This window comes from Streptomyces sp. R-07, assembly GCF_049913175.1.
Classification (GTDB): Bacteria; Actinomycetota; Actinomycetes; order Streptomycetales; family Streptomycetaceae; genus Streptomyces.
The window spans coordinates 6,236,321-6,251,800 of record NZ_CP183978.1 but is presented as its reverse complement, the minus strand read 5'-3'; the positions used below and the strand labels follow the sequence as shown (position 1 = coordinate 6,251,800).

13 protein-coding genes are annotated in these 15,480 nt (G+C 73.3%); 5 read left to right on the top strand and 8 right to left on the bottom strand.

Annotation, left to right across the window (positions count from 1 at the left end):
* The first annotated feature begins 40 nt into the window (after positions 1 to 40).
* A complete protein-coding gene (locus tag ACN9M0_RS28680) occupies positions 41 to 871 on the top strand; it encodes an alpha/beta fold hydrolase (RefSeq protein WP_366040279.1) in 831 nt (276 codons plus the stop codon).
* On the opposite strand, the gene ACN9M0_RS28675 is transcribed toward ACN9M0_RS28680, so the two are convergent.
* The 4 genes from ACN9M0_RS28675 to ACN9M0_RS28660 form a co-directional block, all read right to left on the bottom strand.
* Positions 868 to 1,593, bottom strand: coding sequence for a 3'-5' exonuclease (locus ACN9M0_RS28675; protein WP_366040278.1), 726 nt, complete (start codon positions 1,591 to 1,593; stop codon positions 868 to 870). The genes ACN9M0_RS28680 and ACN9M0_RS28675 overlap by 4 nt on opposite strands.
* Positions 1,594 to 1,680: 87 nt before the next feature.
* Positions 1,681 to 3,003, bottom strand: coding sequence for an SAV2148 family HEPN domain-containing protein (locus ACN9M0_RS28670; protein WP_366040277.1), 1,323 nt, complete (start codon positions 3,001 to 3,003; stop codon positions 1,681 to 1,683).
* A gap of 121 nt (positions 3,004 to 3,124) precedes the next feature.
* Positions 3,125 to 4,486, bottom strand: coding sequence for a copper amine oxidase (locus ACN9M0_RS28665; RefSeq protein ID WP_426404428.1), 1,362 nt, complete (start codon positions 4,484 to 4,486; stop codon positions 3,125 to 3,127).
* A 57-nt stretch (positions 4,487 to 4,543) separates the two neighbouring features.
* Positions 4,544 to 5,401, bottom strand: coding sequence for a Tat pathway signal sequence domain protein (locus ACN9M0_RS28660; protein ID WP_366040275.1), 858 nt, complete (start codon positions 5,399 to 5,401; stop codon positions 4,544 to 4,546).
* A 139-nt stretch (positions 5,402 to 5,540) separates the two neighbouring features.
* On the opposite strand from ACN9M0_RS28660, the gene glgX reads away from it, so the two are divergent.
* Complete coding sequence (gene glgX, locus ACN9M0_RS28655; RefSeq protein WP_366040274.1) at positions 5,541 to 7,661, top strand: glycogen debranching protein GlgX; 2,121 nt, start codon at positions 5,541 to 5,543, stop codon at positions 7,659 to 7,661.
* 30 nt (positions 7,662 to 7,691) lie between these two features.
* On the opposite strand, the gene ACN9M0_RS28650 is transcribed toward glgX, so the two are convergent.
* Positions 7,692 to 8,900, bottom strand: coding sequence for an MFS transporter (locus ACN9M0_RS28650; protein ID WP_426405336.1), 1,209 nt, complete (start codon positions 8,898 to 8,900; stop codon positions 7,692 to 7,694).
* 99 nt (positions 8,901 to 8,999) lie between these two features.
* On the opposite strand from ACN9M0_RS28650, the gene treY reads away from it, so the two are divergent.
* Together treY and ACN9M0_RS28640 are read left to right on the top strand one after the other, a co-directional pair.
* Positions 9,000 to 11,318: a malto-oligosyltrehalose synthase gene (gene treY, locus ACN9M0_RS28645; RefSeq protein WP_426405335.1), complete on the top strand. Its 2,319-nt coding sequence runs from the start codon at positions 9,000 to 9,002 to the stop codon at positions 11,316 to 11,318.
* A 33-nt stretch (positions 11,319 to 11,351) separates the two neighbouring features.
* Positions 11,352 to 11,912, top strand: a complete 561-nt coding sequence (locus ACN9M0_RS28640) for a hypothetical protein (RefSeq protein WP_426404427.1) — start codon at positions 11,352 to 11,354, stop codon at positions 11,910 to 11,912.
* Here the strand turns inward: ACN9M0_RS28640 and ACN9M0_RS28635 are convergent.
* From ACN9M0_RS28635 to ACN9M0_RS28625, 3 genes are all read right to left on the bottom strand, one after another.
* Positions 11,890 to 12,375 carry a hypothetical protein gene (locus ACN9M0_RS28635; protein WP_426404426.1) on the bottom strand — a complete coding sequence of 162 codons (486 nt, stop codon included), beginning with the start codon at positions 12,373 to 12,375 and terminating at the stop codon, positions 11,890 to 11,892. The two genes, ACN9M0_RS28640 and ACN9M0_RS28635, sit on opposite strands and share 23 nt — an antisense overlap.
* Before the next feature lie 108 nt (positions 12,376 to 12,483).
* Positions 12,484 to 13,617 carry a cytochrome P450 gene (locus tag ACN9M0_RS28630; protein ID WP_399701299.1) on the bottom strand — a complete coding sequence of 378 codons (1,134 nt, stop codon included), beginning with the start codon at positions 13,615 to 13,617 and terminating at the stop codon, positions 12,484 to 12,486.
* Positions 13,618 to 13,750: 133 nt separating this feature from the next.
* Positions 13,751 to 14,299: a DUF1707 and FHA domain-containing protein gene (locus ACN9M0_RS28625; RefSeq protein WP_366040270.1), complete on the bottom strand. Its 549-nt coding sequence runs from the start codon at positions 14,297 to 14,299 to the stop codon at positions 13,751 to 13,753.
* Positions 14,300 to 14,490: 191 nt separating this feature from the next.
* On the opposite strand from ACN9M0_RS28625, the gene ACN9M0_RS28620 reads away from it, so the two are divergent.
* Positions 14,491 to 15,480, top strand: coding sequence for a GNAT family N-acetyltransferase (locus ACN9M0_RS28620; RefSeq protein WP_426404425.1), 990 nt, complete (start codon positions 14,491 to 14,493; stop codon positions 15,478 to 15,480).

Below are 15,480 nucleotides of genomic sequence, written 5' to 3'. Positions count from 1 at the left end.
GTGCCCGTCGAACGGGCCGGTGACGAACGGGGTGTTGAAGATGCGGGTGGAGCTTTCGGAGGTCGCGCTGGACGTCGAGGTGAGCGGCGAGGGCCCCGCAGTCCTGCTGGTGCACGGCTTCCCGGACTCGCACCGCCTCTGGCGCCACCAGGTCGCCGCGCTGACGGCGGCGGGCTTCCAGTGCGTCGCCCCCACGCTGCGGGGCTTCGGTGCCTCCGACCGTCCCGAGGGCGGCCCGGAGGCGTACCACCCGGGCAAGCACGTCGGCGATCTGATCGAGCTCCTGGCCCGGCTCGACCTGGACCGGGTCCATGTGGTGGGCCACGACTGGGGTTCGGGCATCGCCCAGGGCCTGACCCAGTTCTTCCCGGACCGGGTGCGGAGCCTGAGCATCCTGTCCGTGGGGCATCTGGCGTCGATCCGGTCCGCGGGCTGGGAGCAGAAGCAGCGCTCCTGGTACATGCTGCTGTTCCAGCTGGCCGGGCTCTCCGAGGACTGGCTGGCGCGGGACGACTTCGCGGGCCTGCGGGACATGCTGGGCGAGCACCCGGAGGCGGAGGCCGTGATCGAGGCGCTGCGGGCGCCGGGTGCGCTGACGGCCGCGCTGAACATCTACCGCTCGGGCATCCCTGCGGAGGTCCAGTTCGGCGCCGAGGCGCCGGCGGTGCCGCTGCCCGAGTCCGTTCCGGTGATGGGCGTGTGGTCGACCGGCGACCGGTTCCTCACCGAGCGGTCGATGTCCGGGACGGAGGAGTACGTGGCCGGCAGCTGGCGCTACGAGCGGGTCGAGGACGCGGGCCACTGGCTCCAGCTGGACCAGCCGGAGAAGGTGAACGAGCTGCTGCTCTCCTTCCTCAAGGAGAACGGCTAGCCGGCCACCGCAACGGCCGGGCGCAGGGGCCACGTGGAGTCGACGACCGCCTTCGCGTCGCCCTTGCGGCGCAGGAAGTCCTGGAAGTTCTCGGCCCAGGCGCGGTACCAGCCGATCTGCCGCTCGTGCAGCTCCGCCGGGTCGAGGGCGGCGACCTGCGGGTGCCGCTCGGCTATCGCGACGGCGACCCGGACGGCGGCGAGTGCGTCGGCGGCGGCCTGGTGGGCGGCTTCGAGGACGACGCCGTACTCCCCGCAGACCGCTTCCAGGTTCCGCTTGCCGCGCCGGTAGCGGTCGACGGCCCGGTCGATGGTGTACGGGTCGACGACCGGGCCGATGGCGGTCCCGCCGAGGCGCTCCTCCAGCGACGGCAGCCCGTGGCGGCGCAGCTCGGCGGCGAGGAGCGTGAGGTCGAAGGAGGCGTTGTACGCGACGACCGGGACGCCGTCCTCCCAGTACGCGGCGAGGGTCCTCGCGATCTCGTCGGCGACCTCGCGGACCGGCCGGCCCTCGGCGGCGGCGCGCTCGGTGCTGATGCCGTGGATCGCGGAGGCCTGCTCCGGGATGCGGATGCCCGGGTCGGCGAGCCAGTCCCGCCGGTGTGCGATCCGTCCCCCGCCGTCGACCTCGATGATCGAGGCCGTCACGATACGGGCCTCCAGCGGTTCGGTGCCGGTCGTCTCCAGGTCGAAGCCGACCAGCGTCTCGCCGTGCCAAGCCATCGGGTCCTCCTTACGTGATCTCCCCCGTGGTGCTGACCACCCTCGCACGCACCACTGACAACGCCTCCGGCTGCCCCCGGCGGGGAGTCAGGAGACGGGCCGGGAGTCGAGCCAGACCGATTCGAATTCCTCCCGGTACGTCTCGAAAAGTCCGTGATCTCCGTCACGGGCCGGCTGCCCGTGCCGGACGACGTTCCGTCCGCCGCCGCGCAGGACGAGGACCGGGGCCTCCATGCCCCGGGCCCGGCGCAGATAGGACTGGACGACGCCGACCCCGTCCGGGCCGTCTCCGTCCACCAGGTAGGCGGTGAAGCGGGGGGTCTCGTCGAAGACGTGGATCTGGAAGGCGCCCGGGTCGCGCAGTTTCGAGCGGACCCGGCGCATGTGCAGGATGTTCATCTCGACCGAGCGGCTCAACTCGCCCTTCTTCAGCCCGAGTTCGCGCTCGCGGCGCTTGACGGCGCTGCTGGCGGGGTTGAGGAAGAGGAGCCGGGTGCGGCAGCCGGACTCGGCGAGCCGGACCATGCGGCGGCCGGAGAAGTTCTGCACCAGCAGGTTGAGACCTATGCCGGTGGCGTCGAGGCGCCGGGCCCCGCCGAAGAGGTCCTCCGCGGGCAGCTGCCGCTGGAGCCGGACCCGGTCGGGGTGGACGGAGACGACGTCCGCGTACCGGTCGCCGACGAGGTCCTCGACCGCGTCGACGGGCAGCCGGTCGGCGGACGGCACCCCGGCGCCGCTGCCGAGGATCTCCAGGATGCGGGCGGAGGCCCGTTCGGACTGGGCGAGGACGGTCAGCGAGAGCGCCCGGTTGCGGGAGACCACGTTGCGCGTGACCTCCAGCTCGTCGAGGGCGAGTTCGACCTCGCGCCGGTCGTCGAAGTAGGGCTCGAAGCAGGGCCAGTGCTGCACCATCAGTTCGCGCAGCTGGGGCAGCGTGAGGAAGCTCAGCACGTTGTCGTCGGCCGGGTCGAGGAGGTAGCCCTTGCGCCGGGAGACCTCGCGGACGGCGACCGCCCGCTGGACCCATTCCTGGCCGGCGGGGCCGGCCGCGGCCACCACCCACTCCTCGCCGTGCACGGGTTCGTACACGGGCCGCAGGACGGCGGCGACCACGGCCCGCAGCCGCTGCTCGACGAGGTTCAGCCAGATGTAGGCGCGGCCGGCGCGCTGGGCCCGGGTGCGGACCTCGCTCCAGGCCTCGGCGCCCCAGTCGAGTTCCGCCCCGATCTCCACCGGCCGGCCGACGGTGACGGTGCCGGGCGGCACGACCGTGCCCGGCGGCAGGACCACCCCCGGCGGCGCGGCCGAGCCCGGCGGTGCGACCGCTCCGGGCGGCGCCTCTGCGGGGTCGGCCGGGCCCCCCTCGTGACCCGCGTCACCTGGGGGCAGCTCCAGACCTCCCGAGCTCACCCGCGCACCGCCTTCTGCTCCCGGACACCCGTTCCGGCGGACTGGATGACCATGTGACAACGATCAAGGAAGGGTACTCCGCGAGCGGGAGGCGGTGCAGCAGGATCGTCAGGCTGCTTGCTCAACTACCCAGATCGGGCTGCCCGTTCTGGGAGGCGAGATCGGCCGGAGTGAGCGGATTCATAGCGGTTACGTCCCTGGGCGCGAGCTGGAAGCCCTGCCAGTGGACGGGCATCGGCTGCTGGTCCTCGTCCCGGGCGATGTGGTGGAACCCGATGTTGACCCACACGGACGGTTTGGTCAGGGTCTCACCGTTCACCCATGTGTCCACGCTGTCACCGGCGCCCGCGGCGCAGTCGCCGATGTTGTTGCTCGCGAACTTCTCGCAGGCGCGGGACTGGGTGAAGTACACGTCGTGCTTGGTGAATCCGCGGCCCGCGTGGGTGTCGGTGTGGCCTGGCACGATCTCGTACGAGCGGGCGTGGCCGTCGGCGTTCTTGCCGGTGCCGCTGACCACCCGCCACCAGCGCATGTTCTTGGCGTCGCCGGCGAGTTCCTTGGTGACCACGGTGCGCTTGGTCTTCACGGTCGGTCCGCCGCCGCCCGCGGGGGGCGCGGTGACGGTGGAGTCGAACTGCTCGATGCGGTCCTTGGTGGAGCCGTCCAGGCCGAAGTCGAGCTTCCAGAAGACGTTGTGGGCGTGGCTGGTGGCGTAGCCGCGGGCGCCCTTGCCGAGGGGCCAGCTCCGGCCGTCGGTGGCGTTGTAGTCGACGGGCGAGAGGCTGCCGGTGGCACCGACGTTGGCGCCGATGGTGCCGTCGGCGGTGAAGCGCCACTCGGTGATGTACTCGTACCAGCCGACCTTGTTGACCGTGTAGACGAGCAGGTCCTTGGCCTGCGCCTGCCAGACCTTGGAGCCGCTGTCGCTGGCCATGCGGTACGCGTGTCCACGCGCCCGCGTGGTGGTGCACAGGCCCTTGACGTCGCCGACCTCGGGCACCTTGACGGTGGTGAGGGTGCCGCCGGGGCACTCGGCCGTCTTGAGGTTCTGCAGGCCCCAGCCGAAGCCGGCGCCGGTGAGGTCGTCGTACTCGGCGCCGCCGTCGTCGTACGGCACGTGGATCTGGGCGAGCCGGGCGCTGCTGAGGACGGGGATGGGGGCGGCCGCGCCGGGCGGCTGGTAGGTGACCCGGGTGAGCGTGAGCCCGGCTTCGGTGTCGTAGCGCCAGCACATGCGCCAGGTCGTGCCGCCGTCGAGCTTCTGGGTGATGCGGTACGCGGCCGAGCAGTCGGGCGTGGGGTGCGCCGGGTTCGCCGGGGTGGGAACCGGCGGGGCGGGCGCGGCGGTCGCGGGCCCGGCCGCGGCCATGGCGGTGCCGAGCAGGGCGGCGGCGGTCAGGACGGCGCCCCGCTTGCGGGTGCGCCGCTTCGCCCGGGTGGACGACGGGTCGCGCTGGATGGACAGGTCGCGCTGGGTGGACATGGGGACGTACTCCCTCGTACGTGGTGTGAAGGCTGTGGAGAGGCCCGGCGGCGGTGGTCAGCCGACGCGGGTGACGGTCCTCGCGGAGAGGTCGACGATCAGGTTCCGGGTGTCGATCCAGGCCCCGTTGAGGACCTTGGTGACGAGCCGGACGCACCGGTGCTCCCCGCAACGGGCGAGCTGCGCGGGCACGTTCGCCTCGCGGTAGGTGCGGTAGACGTCGCCGTTGAACCACAGCTGCCTGCTGGAGGTGAGCTCCTTGCCGGTGGCGTCCTTGTAGTCCTCCTTGACGCCCTTGCCGAGCGGGCTCGCGAGGATCAGCTCCAGGGCCTCGCGCAGCTCCTCGGGGTGGGCGGAGGGCTGGACCCCGCGCTGCGCGCCGGACTTCTCGACCTTGCCGGTGTCGAGGTTGACGGTCTTCGTGACGAGCTCGTCCCGCGCGTAGTCGTAGAGGCGGACCTCGGCGCGGCGCGACGCGTCCCCCGGCACCGGGTCGGCGAGCCGGGTGCCGAGGCGCTGGGCGCCCCGGCCGCCCGTGACGTCCTGCTGGGCGGAGGCGGCGGGCGGCGTCAGCGCCAGCGCCTCGGCCCGTGCGAGCTCGTCGTCGGTGAGCGGGTCGCTGCCGACGCCCTTCTTCCCCTCGGCCGCCGGCGGGACGACGGTGGCCGGCGGCGGCGCGGAGACCGCGGCCTGCTCACCGGCCTGCCCCTGCCCGAAGGCACCGGATCCACCGGACGCTCCGGCCGTACCGGCTCCCGTGGCGGGCCCCGCGGCCGCCGTACCCCGGCCGCCGGGCGTGTCTTCGGCCCCCGCCGAGCCGGGCAGGCTGATCGCGACCGCGACGGCGGTTCCCGTCACCGCCATGGCCGCTCCGGCCACCACCTTCCCCAGGTGGCGGCGCGCTATTTCGTACACACTTCCCCCTCTATCCCCCTCTTGGTCCTGCGGTCACCCGGTAGGACGGGGTGAAGTCCTAGGAGGTTGCACCTCTTTCGGGCAGGATCTGGCCGAAGAAGAGTGTCGAAACCCGGACAGAAGAGGAAGAGTCATATCCATGCAGGTCTGGCCGGGACAGGCGTACCCCCTGGGCGCCACCTATGACGGAGCGGGAACCAACTTCGCGGTCTTCTCGGAGGCCGCGCACCGGATCGAGTTGTGCCTGCTGCACGACGACGGCTCGGAGACGGCGGTGGAGCTGCGCGAGACCGACGCGTTCGTGCGACACGCCTATCTGCCGGGTGTGATGCCCGGTCAGCGGTACGGGTTCCGGGTGCACGGCCCGTACGCGCCGGAGCGCGGGCTTCGCTGCAACGCGGCGAAGCTGCTGCTCGACCCGTACGCGCGCGCGGTGTCGGGGCAGATCAAGTGGGGGGAGGCGGTGTACGGCTACCCCTTCGGGCGGCCCGACGCGCGCAACGACCTCGACTCGGGCCCGCACACGATGACCTCGGTCGTGGTCAATCCGTACTTCGACTGGGGCGACGACCGGCGCCCGCGCACCGAGTACCACCACACGGTGATCTACGAGGCCCATGTGAAGGGCCTGACGATGCTGCACCCGGACCTTCCGGAGGAGCTGCGCGGGACGTACGCGGGGCTCGCGCACCCGTCGGTCATCAACCATCTGAAGGAACTGGGCGTCACGGCCCTCGAACTGATGCCCGTGCACCAGTTCGTGAACGACCACCGGCTCGTCGACGCGGGACTCTCCAACTACTGGGGCTACAACACGATCGGCTTCTTCGCCCCGCACAACGCCTACGCGTCCTGGGGCGACCGGGGTCAGCAGGTCCTGGAGTTCAAGTCGGCGGTCCGGGCGCTGCACCAGGCGGGCATCGAAGTCATCCTGGACGTGGTCTACAACCACACCGCCGAGGGCAACCACCTGGGCCCGACGCTCTCCTTCCGGGGCCTCGACAACCCCTCGTACTACCGGCTCTCGAACGACCCCCGGTACTACACGGACACGACCGGCACCGGGAACTCGCTGCTCATGCGCTCCCCGCACGTGCTCCAGCTGATCATGGACAGCCTGCGGTACTGGGTGACCGAGATGCACGTGGACGGTTTCCGCTTCGACCTGGCGGCCACCCTGGCCCGGCAGTTCCACGAGGTGGACCGGCTGTCCTCGTTCTTCGACCTGGTGCAGCAGGACCCGGTGGTGAGCCAGGTGAAGCTGATCGCCGAGCCGTGGGACGTCGGCGAGGGCGGCTACCAGGTGGGCAACTTCCCGCCGCTGTGGACCGAGTGGAACGGCAAGTACCGGGACTGCGTGCGCGACCTGTGGCGCGGCGAGCCGCGCACCCTGGCCGAGTTCGCCTCCCGGCTCACCGGCTCCTCCGACCTGTACCAGGACGACGGGCGGCGCCCGCTCGCCTCGGTCAACTTCGTGACCTGCCACGACGGCTTCACCCTGCGCGACCTCGTCTCGTACAACGACAAGCACAACGAGGCGAACGGCGAGGGCAACCGGGACGGCGAGAGCTACAACCGGTCCTGGAACTGCGGGGTGGAGGGCGACACCGAGGACGTCGGGATCGCCGAGCTGCGCGCCCGGCAGATGCGCAACTTCCTCGCCACGCTGATGCTCTCGCAGGGCGTGCCGATGCTCAGCCACGGCGACGAGTTCGGGCGGACGCAGGACGGCAACAACAACGCGTACTGCCAGGACAACGAGGTCTCCTGGGTGCGGTGGCCGAAGGCCGACAGCGAGGCGGAGGCCACGCTGCTGCGCTTCACGCGCGCGATGGTCCGGCTGCGCCGGGACCATCCGGTCTTCCGGCGCCGCCGCTTCTTCCACGGGCGGCCGGTGGAGGGCACCCACGACGAGCTGACCGACATCGCCTGGTTCACGCCCGAGGGCGAGGAGATGACCTCCCGCGACTGGCAGGCGGCGCACGCCCGGGCGCTGACCGTCTTCCTGAACGGCAACGCCATCTCGGAGCCGGGCACGCAGGGCGAGCGGATCGCCGACGACTCCTTCCTGCTGATGTTCAACGCCTCGTCGAAGGAGCTGGAGTTCGCGGTCCCGGACAGCCACGGACGGTGCTGGCGCATGGTCGTGGACACCTCGGACCCGGAGGGGATGCCGCCGCAGGAGGGCCAGGAGCTGTCGGGCGGCGAGCGGGTGACGCTCGCGCCGCTCAGCCTGACCGTCCTGCGCCGGCCGGCCTGAGCTACACCGGCCTGATCGGCAGGACACCCCCTACACCGGCCTCAGCTCCCGTACGGGAGACGTGACCCGGACCGACCAGGACAGCACCGCGCAGGCCGCGGCCGCCCCCACCGCCACCGCGAACGCGGCGGGGGCGCCGTGGCCCTCGGCGAGCCGGCCGGAGACCGCGAGGGCGAGGGCCTGGCCGCCCACGATCCCGCTGGTGAGGAAGGTCATCGACTCGGCGAGCCGGGAAGCCGGCACGGTCCGCTCGGTGAGCCCGAAGACGGTGATCAGGTGCGGGGCGTAGGCGGCGCCGAGGACGACGACGACCGCGTACAGCGCGCCCAGGGAGCCGACGAACAGCAGGGGTACGGAGAGGACGACGAGCCCGGCGGTGGCGGCGCGCCAGCGGGTCGTGAGCCCGATCCGGGCGGGCACGGCGGCCATGGAGAGGCCGACGGCGGCGCTCATGACGCCCATGGCCGCGTAGACGAGCCCGGCCTGTGCGGGCGCGCCGAGCCGCTCGGTGAGGGCGGTGATCCCGGCCTGTGAGGCGCCGAACATGGCGCCCTGGAGGACCATCGTGCCGCGCAGGGCGTACGCGGATCCCGGCAGCCTCGTCCGTTCGGCGGCACTCGTACGGGTGGAGGAGTCGCCCGTCGGCTCGGTGGCCCGGGCCGTCGGGTGGAGGGCGAAGGCGGACCCGCAGACGGCCAGCAGGAGCGCCGCCAGGAGGAGCGCGGCGGCGGGGTGGGCGAGGGCGGCGGCGAGGCCGACGAGCGCCGGGCCGAGGACGAAGGAGACCTCGTCGAGGGTGCCCTCGAAGGAGAGCACCGCGCCGACGAGCCGGTCGTCCGCGCCGGAGCGGCGGGCGAGGGCCACGGAGCGGCTCCGGGCGAGCGGCCCGACCTGCGGGACGGTGGCCCCGGCGAGCGCCCCGAGCGCCATGAGCGGGCCGGTGGAGACGTCGGCGAGGGCGGCGAGGATCAGGGCGGTGACGGCGACCGCGTTGGCGAGGGAGGCCGCCAGGACGACCCGGCGCTGGCCGCGCCGGTCGGCGAGCCGGCCGATGACGGGCCCGGCGACGGTCTGTCCGGCGGCGAGCGCGCCGCCCGTGAGGCCCGCGGTGGTGAGCGAGCCGCTCGTCTCGGCGACCAGGAGCAGGCTGCCGAGCTGACACATGGCGGTGGGCAGCCGGCCGAGGAAGGAGACGACCGGCAGGGCCGGTCCGAGCAGGGACAGCGTGTCGCGATACATCCGGAGCATCACGCGAACATAACGCGATGCACTCGAACGGGAGCATGGGGCGATGACACAGAAGCCCTCCGACGGGGTACGTACGTTCGCATGACGCCCATTCCTCCCACGTCGACCTACCGGCTCCAGCTCCAGCCGGAGTTCCCGTTCGCGGCCGCCGAGCGCGCCGTGCCGTACCTGGCCGGGCTCGGGGTCTCGCACCTCCACCTCTCCCCCGTCCTGGAGGCGGTGCCCGGCTCGACCCACGGCTACGACGTCACCGACCACCGGTCCGTACGGGCCGAACTGGGCGGGGAGGAGGGACTGCGGGCCCTCGCGGCGACCGCGCGGGCGCACGGCCTCGGGCTCGTCGTGGACCTGGTGCCCAACCACATGGCGGCCTCCCCGGCGCACAACCACGCGCTGCGCGCCGTGCTCCGCGAGGGCCCGGACTCGCCGTACGCCCGCTGGTTCGACATCGACTGGCGGGCGGGGGACGGCCGGATGCTGCTTCCGGTGCTGCCGGCGCGGCTCCCGGAGGTACGGGACCGGTTCCGGGTCTCGGGCGGTTCCCTGCACCTGGACGGGCAGGAGTTCCCGCTCCGGCCGGGCACGGAGGGGCTGCCGCTCGACGAGCTGCTCGACGCCCAGTGGTACCGGCTCGGTTGGTGGCGGCTGGCCAGGACCGAGCTCGACTACCGGCGCTTCTTCACCATCTCGGAGCTGATCGGGGTGCGGGTGGAGGACCCCGAGGTGTTCGCGGCGAGCCACGCGAAGATCGTGGAGCTGGTCGCGGACGGGGTGATCGAGGGGCTCCGCATCGACCACCCGGACGGACTCGCCGACCCGCAGGGCTATCTGGAGGACCTGGCCGCGGCGACCGGCGGGCGCTGCTGGACGGTGGTGGAGAAGATCCTCACGGGAGCGGAGACGCTGCCCGCCGCCTGGCCGGTCGCGGGCACCACCGGGTACGACGCGCTGCGGCAGCTCGACGGCGTCTTCACCGACCCGGTGGGCGCCGATGAACTCGCCGACGTCTACCGGGAGTTCGTCGGCAAGACCGGGGACAGGGGCGGCCACTGGGAGGCGACCGCGCGGCGCGCCGCGTACGAGGTGGTCGGCCACGACCTGGCCGCCGAGACGGCCGCGCTGACCCGGATCGCCGAGCGGATCTGCGCCGCCGACCCCGCGCTCCGGGACCACGCCCCCTGGGCGCTGCGCACCGCGGTCCGGGAGCTCCTCGTCCGGGTCCCCGTCTACCGTCCCTACCGGACCGGCGGCGAGGAGGTGTTGACCCCGGAGGCGGCGCGCGGCGCGAAGGCGGCGTTCGCGGTGCCGGAGGAGGCGACGGCGGTCGACGTGGTGCGGGACCTGGCGCTGGGCGCGCGCGGTGACGGGCCCGAACACCGGGCGTTCCGCGCCAGGTTCGCCCAGACCTCGTCCGCGTTGCGGGCCAAGTCCGTCGAGGACACCGCCTTCTACCGGTACACCCCGCTCCTCTCGGCGAACGAGGTCGGCGGGGACGCGGGCCGCCCGGCGGTGCCGGTGGACGAGTTCCACGCGTACTGCCTGCGGATCGCCCGGGACTGGCCGGGCAGCGGCACCGTGCTGTCCACGCACGACACCAAGCGCAGCGCGGACGTCCGGGCCGCGATCGCGGTCCTCTCCCAGTGCCCGGAGGTGTGGGCGGAGCTCCTCGGGGAGGTCGCCGGGGTGCCCGCGCCCGACCCGCACGTGGCGTGGACGGCCTGGCAGACGGCCTTCGGCTTCGGCGTCCCGGACCCGGACCGGCTGGGTCCGGCGATCCTCAAGTCCGTACGGGAGGCGGGGCTGCGGACCAGCTGGACCGAGCCGGACGCGGAGTACGAGCGGGCGGTGGCCGAGTTCGCGGCGGCCGGGCCGGGCCGGATCCCGCTCCGGGCGGCCTCGGAGGCGGCCTTCGCCCTGGAGCCGCACATCCGGGCGCACGCACTGGGCGCCGCGCTCGCGCAGCTGACGATGCCGGGGGTACCGGAGCTGTACCAGAACACGGAGCGGGAGTACCGGGCGCTCGTCGACCCGGACAACCGGGCGCCGTTCGCCGTCGGCCCGGACGACGAGCGGACGGCCGTGGTGCGTGCGGCGCTGCGGCTGCGGCGCGCGCACCCGGAGGCCTTCGGCCCGGGCGGCACGTACGTCCCGCTCGTGGCGGAGGGCCCGGCGGCCGCGCACTGTCTGGCCTTCGCCCGCTCCGGCCGGGTGATCACGGCGGCGACCCGGCTCTCCCTGCGGCTCGCCCAGGCCGGTGGCTGGCAGGACACGGAGCTGGTCCTGCCGGAGGGGCGCTGGACCGACGCGCTCGACGGCGTGCGGGAGTTCACGGGCGGTCCGGCGACGGAGGTCAAGCTCGCGGAGCTGTTCGCGGAGCGGCCGGTCGCGCTTCTGGCCCGGGTGGAGTGAAGCGGCGCCCCCACCCATGAAAAGCTGATGATCATGACAAAGGATCAAACCGGCCGGCTCATCGGCGGCGCCTTCGGGCTCGTGTTCATCCAGGCCAACGCGGGCAGCCTGCCGACGGCGGTCGCCACGCCGCTGCGCCTGCTGGCCCTCGCCTGCTTCGTCTGGGTGGCCGTCTTCGGGCGGCGCGGCCGGACGGCTCCGCAGGCGGAGACGACCTCCGGCACCCGGTTCGGCCGCCGCTACTGGTACGTGGCGGCGGCAGAGGTCGCCGGGCTCGCGGCGGGGCTCCTGGTGATCGCCCAGGTGCTGCACACCCCGCAGGCGTCCGTGGGCTGGATCGCCTTCGTCGTCGGCGTGCACTTCTTCGGCCTGGCGGTCGCCTGGCGCAGGCCCACGCTCCATGTGCTGGGAGCGTCGATCGCGGCCTGCGGCGCGGCGGGCCTGGTCCTTGCGGGGTTCGACGCCCCGATCGCCGTGATCAGGACCGTCGCCGGAGTCCTCCCCGGCGTCCTGTTGCTCGCCTCGGTGCTGCGGCCGGGCCGTACGACCCCGGCCGCAGCAGCGTCCGAGATCAGGAGCGGGACGCCTTCGTGACGACGCACTCCGTGTACTCGGAGGCGTCGCCGGTTCCCGGGTACGGGGCGGACATCTCGACGCTCTCGGAGGCGTCCGACGCGACGGCGATGGCGGTCGTCCTCGCGGTGACGGGGGCGACGCTGCCGCCGTCCTCGCCGGTGAACTTCATCGTGACGTCGTAGTCGTAGTCCAGCAGGTTGTCGTTCTTGATGGTGATCTTGGCGACGAGGTTCTTCTTCGCCGCGTCGAACTTGCACGCGTCGATGGTGATGTCGCGAATGGCCTTGTCTGCGCTGCCGGTGCTGCCGGAGACGGAGCCGGTGGAGCTGCTGCCCGAGGTGCCGTCGTTGTCGCTGTGGTTGCTGCCGGAGCTGTGGCTGCCGCCGGAGCTGCCACCGCAGCTGCCGCCGTGCGAGCCTCGGGCACCGGTCAGGGCCACGACCGCGATGCCGAACACAGCGATGGCACGGACATGACGCATTTTCATATGTGAATCCCCGTTGGAAGTGGTGTTACGTGCGCCCATTGACGAGCGCACGTCACCTTCTCACAGCGGTTTCGGGGCCGCTCGGCCGACCCCGGATCCGGCTCAGCCGCCCGGCCGGACGATCAGGCTCCGGGGAGCCCGGGTGATGAGACCCGTGGGTGTGGGACGGAAACCGTCGGCGAGACGCAGGCGGGGCATGGCCGTGAAGAGGGCCCGAAGGGCGTACTCCGCTTCGAGGCCGGCGAGCAGCACCGCCGGGCAGAAACCCGCCCCGTAGGTGAGCTGGCCCGGGTCGTCCCGGAACGGGTCGAAGCGGTCCGGTTCGCGGAAGCGATCGGAATCACGGCCCGCCGAACCGACGAGCAGGGCGACGGACGCACCCGCCGGAACGACCCCGCCGCTCACCGGAACCTCGGCGCTGGTGCGGCGCACCGCGATCTGCACGGGCGGGTCCCGGCGCAGCGACTCGGTCCATGCGCGGACGACGAGACCGGCGGGTGCGTCGCGGAGGGCGGCGACCTGGTCGGGGTCGGCGAGGACGTTGCCGAGGAAGGAGGCGAGCGCCTTCTCCCGTACGGCGATCTGGCCGCCGCACTCCCCCGCGAGCGCGCCCGCAGCCCGGCCGCGCACGAGCCGCATCATGTCGCGGTAGGGCACGCCGACGGCCGCGGCGACGGTGCCGGCGGGCAGCCAGTGGCAGAAGTCGGCGACCAGGTCGGCCTGGTGCCGCTCGGCGATCCGGCGGGCCAGGACGTAGGCGGTGCGTTCGGTGACCGAGCGCAGGGCCTCGGCGTCGACGTCGACGTGGGCCCGCGCGCACGGCGGGTCGCCGGGCCGGTGCCCGTGCGTGAAGCGGTCGTCGGTGAGGGCGGCGGCCACGTCCGCGTACCGGCTGAGGACCCAGGCCCGGAGCAGCGGGTCGTACGTGAGCGGGAACTCCTCGCGCAGCGTCCGGTGGATCCCGTGCGGGTCCCGCGAGGCGCCGGGGTCGAGGGGGCTCGGGGCGACGGTCCGCCCACCGGGCGGGACGGGTCCGGCGACGGCCGGGTCGACCAGGGTGCGTACGCGTCCGGGGACGGGCGTACGGGCGGGGGCACCGGCCCCGGTCCTCGTGGGGGTCGCGGCCGGCGGTGCCGCGGGAGCCATCGACGGCAGCCGGGTCCAGGGGTCCCCGGCATCCTCCGGCCGGTCGCTCCGTATGCCCCGGTTCGGCTCGCGGTTCGGCGCGTCGCTCATCTCGACCCCTGTCGATCGGCGGTGGGTGCCGCGGCCGCGGAGCGTGGCGCGCGTCCGCCCAGCCCATCACCGCCCGGGCCGCACCGCCCGCCGGGTACCGCCGAACGGGTGAACCGCCTCGGGGTCGCGGCGCTCAGTTCTGCGAAAGCCGGAACGACATCTGGCCGAAGCCGACCACGTCCCCCGGCCGCACCACCACGGCGCCGGTGACCCGCCGTCCGTTGACCGTGGTGCCGTTCGTCGAGCCGAGGTCGCGGAGCACCCACAGCCCGCTCTGCAGCGAGAGTTCGGCGTGCAGCCGGGAGGCCGTCTCGTGGCTGAGCCGCAGTGCGTTGACCGGGTCGCGGCCGATGCGCAGCGGGTACGGGCCGGGGTGCGGCAGCAGCAGCTTCGGCAGCCGCTCCGCGCTCCAGGCCCGGCCGATGCGCGCCGTGAACGCGGACATCCGCTCGACCGCGCCGACCACCCGCCGGGTCCAGGTTCCCTCGGTCCTCAGGTCGGCGGTGAGCAGGGCGAGTTCGTCGGGCCTGCGGGCCTGGAGCGCGCGCTCCATCCGGAAGACGAAGGTGTCGTGCGAGAGGCGGCCCTGAGCGGCGCCCTCACGGAGCAGCACCAGCGCGCGGTCCCGCTCGGCGTCGGTCAGCCGAGGGGAGTTCGCCGGAAGCTCGAAAGGGGTCGTCACACCCAGGATTGTCGGCCCGCCGGGCCCGAAGTGTCCAGAAGGGCCCCGAACCCGGCCACGAACCACCCCCGCCTCCGGCCACCAGGACCCCCGTCACGGCCCCTGACCTGGAAACTCCCTACCGGTCGCCGCGCGGACGCTGTTACGGTCTGCGGGCTCCTCAACCGACCGTCCCCCGGGGGAAACACGACGTGACCACGTCCACTTCATCGTCAGCCGGCGACCTCGTCATCCGTCCGCTCGCCGGACCCGAGGAACTCGACCTGTTCCTCCGCCTCACCTACTCGCTCGACCACGAACTCGCCGACGACCTCGCCACCGGCCGACGCCTCCCCGCCTGGATGTGGGTGGCGCTCGACGGCGACCGGCTCCTCGGCCGGCTCGCCTGGTGGACGCACGCGGCGGGCGGCGATCCGCAGGCGCTCGACTTCCTCGACCTCGCGCCGGAGCTGTCCGCCGAGGAGCGCGTCGAGGTCGGGCTGCGGCTCCTGGAGACGGCGACGGCGGCGGTGATCCCGGCGGGCGTGCAGCGCCCCGAGTTCGGGCGGTTCATGCCGGCCGACTGGCGCGAGGTCCCGGAGACCCGGTCCCTCCTGGAGTCCCTGTTCTCCGTCCTGGAGCGCACGGGCGCCCGCCCGCTGGTCGAGCGGCTGCGCCTGGAGTGGCGCCCGGGCACCCCCGTACCGGAGCCGAAGGGGCGTCTGGAGTTCCGTCCGGTGCGGGACCGCGAGGACCTGCTCGCGCTGATGACGCCGGTGATGGAGGGCACGCTCGACGCGCACGGCCGGGCCGATCTGGCCTCCGGCCTGTCGGCGCGGGCGGCGGCGGAGCTGCACTTCGACGAGGAGCTCGGTACCTATTCCTCGCCGCGCGAGTGGTGGCAGGTCGCCGTGCTGCCGGAGAGCGGCGAGCCGGTCGGTTTCGTCGTCCCGGCGAAGAACAACTACCACCACACGATCGCGTACATCGGTGTGCTGCCCGCCCACCGCGGGCACGGGTACAGCGACGACATCCTGGCGGAGGGGACCCGGATCCTGGCCGCCGCCGACGTGCCGCGGATCCGGGCGGCGACGGACCTGGGGAACGTGCCGATGGCCGCGTCCTTCGCCCGTGCGGGCTACGTCACGTTCGAGCGCGCGATCAACTACGTGTGGGACGCGCCGGGCGCGTCGGGGTCCTGA

Coding starts and splice junctions, on each gene's coding strand:
- ACN9M0_RS28680 (WP_366040279.1), top strand. CDS start 41: ATGCGGGTGGAGCTTTCGGAGGTCGCGCTGGACGTCGAGGTGAGCGGC.
- ACN9M0_RS28675 (WP_366040278.1), bottom strand. CDS start 1,593: ATGGCTTGGCACGGCGAGACGCTGGTCGGCTTCGACCTGGAGACGACC.
- ACN9M0_RS28665 (WP_426404428.1), bottom strand. CDS start 4,486: ATGTCCACCCAGCGCGACCTGTCCATCCAGCGCGACCCGTCGTCCACC.
- glgX (WP_366040274.1), top strand. CDS start 5,541: ATGCAGGTCTGGCCGGGACAGGCGTACCCCCTGGGCGCCACCTATGAC.
- ACN9M0_RS28650 (WP_426405336.1), bottom strand. CDS start 8,900: ATGTATCGCGACACGCTGTCCCTGCTCGGACCGGCCCTGCCGGTCGTC.
- ACN9M0_RS28640 (WP_426404427.1), top strand. CDS start 11,352: ATGACAAAGGATCAAACCGGCCGGCTCATCGGCGGCGCCTTCGGGCTC.
- ACN9M0_RS28635 (WP_426404426.1), bottom strand. CDS start 12,375: ATGCGTCATGTCCGTGCCATCGCTGTGTTCGGCATCGCGGTCGTGGCC.
- ACN9M0_RS28630 (WP_399701299.1), bottom strand. CDS start 13,617: ATGAGCGACGCGCCGAACCGCGAGCCGAACCGGGGCATACGGAGCGAC.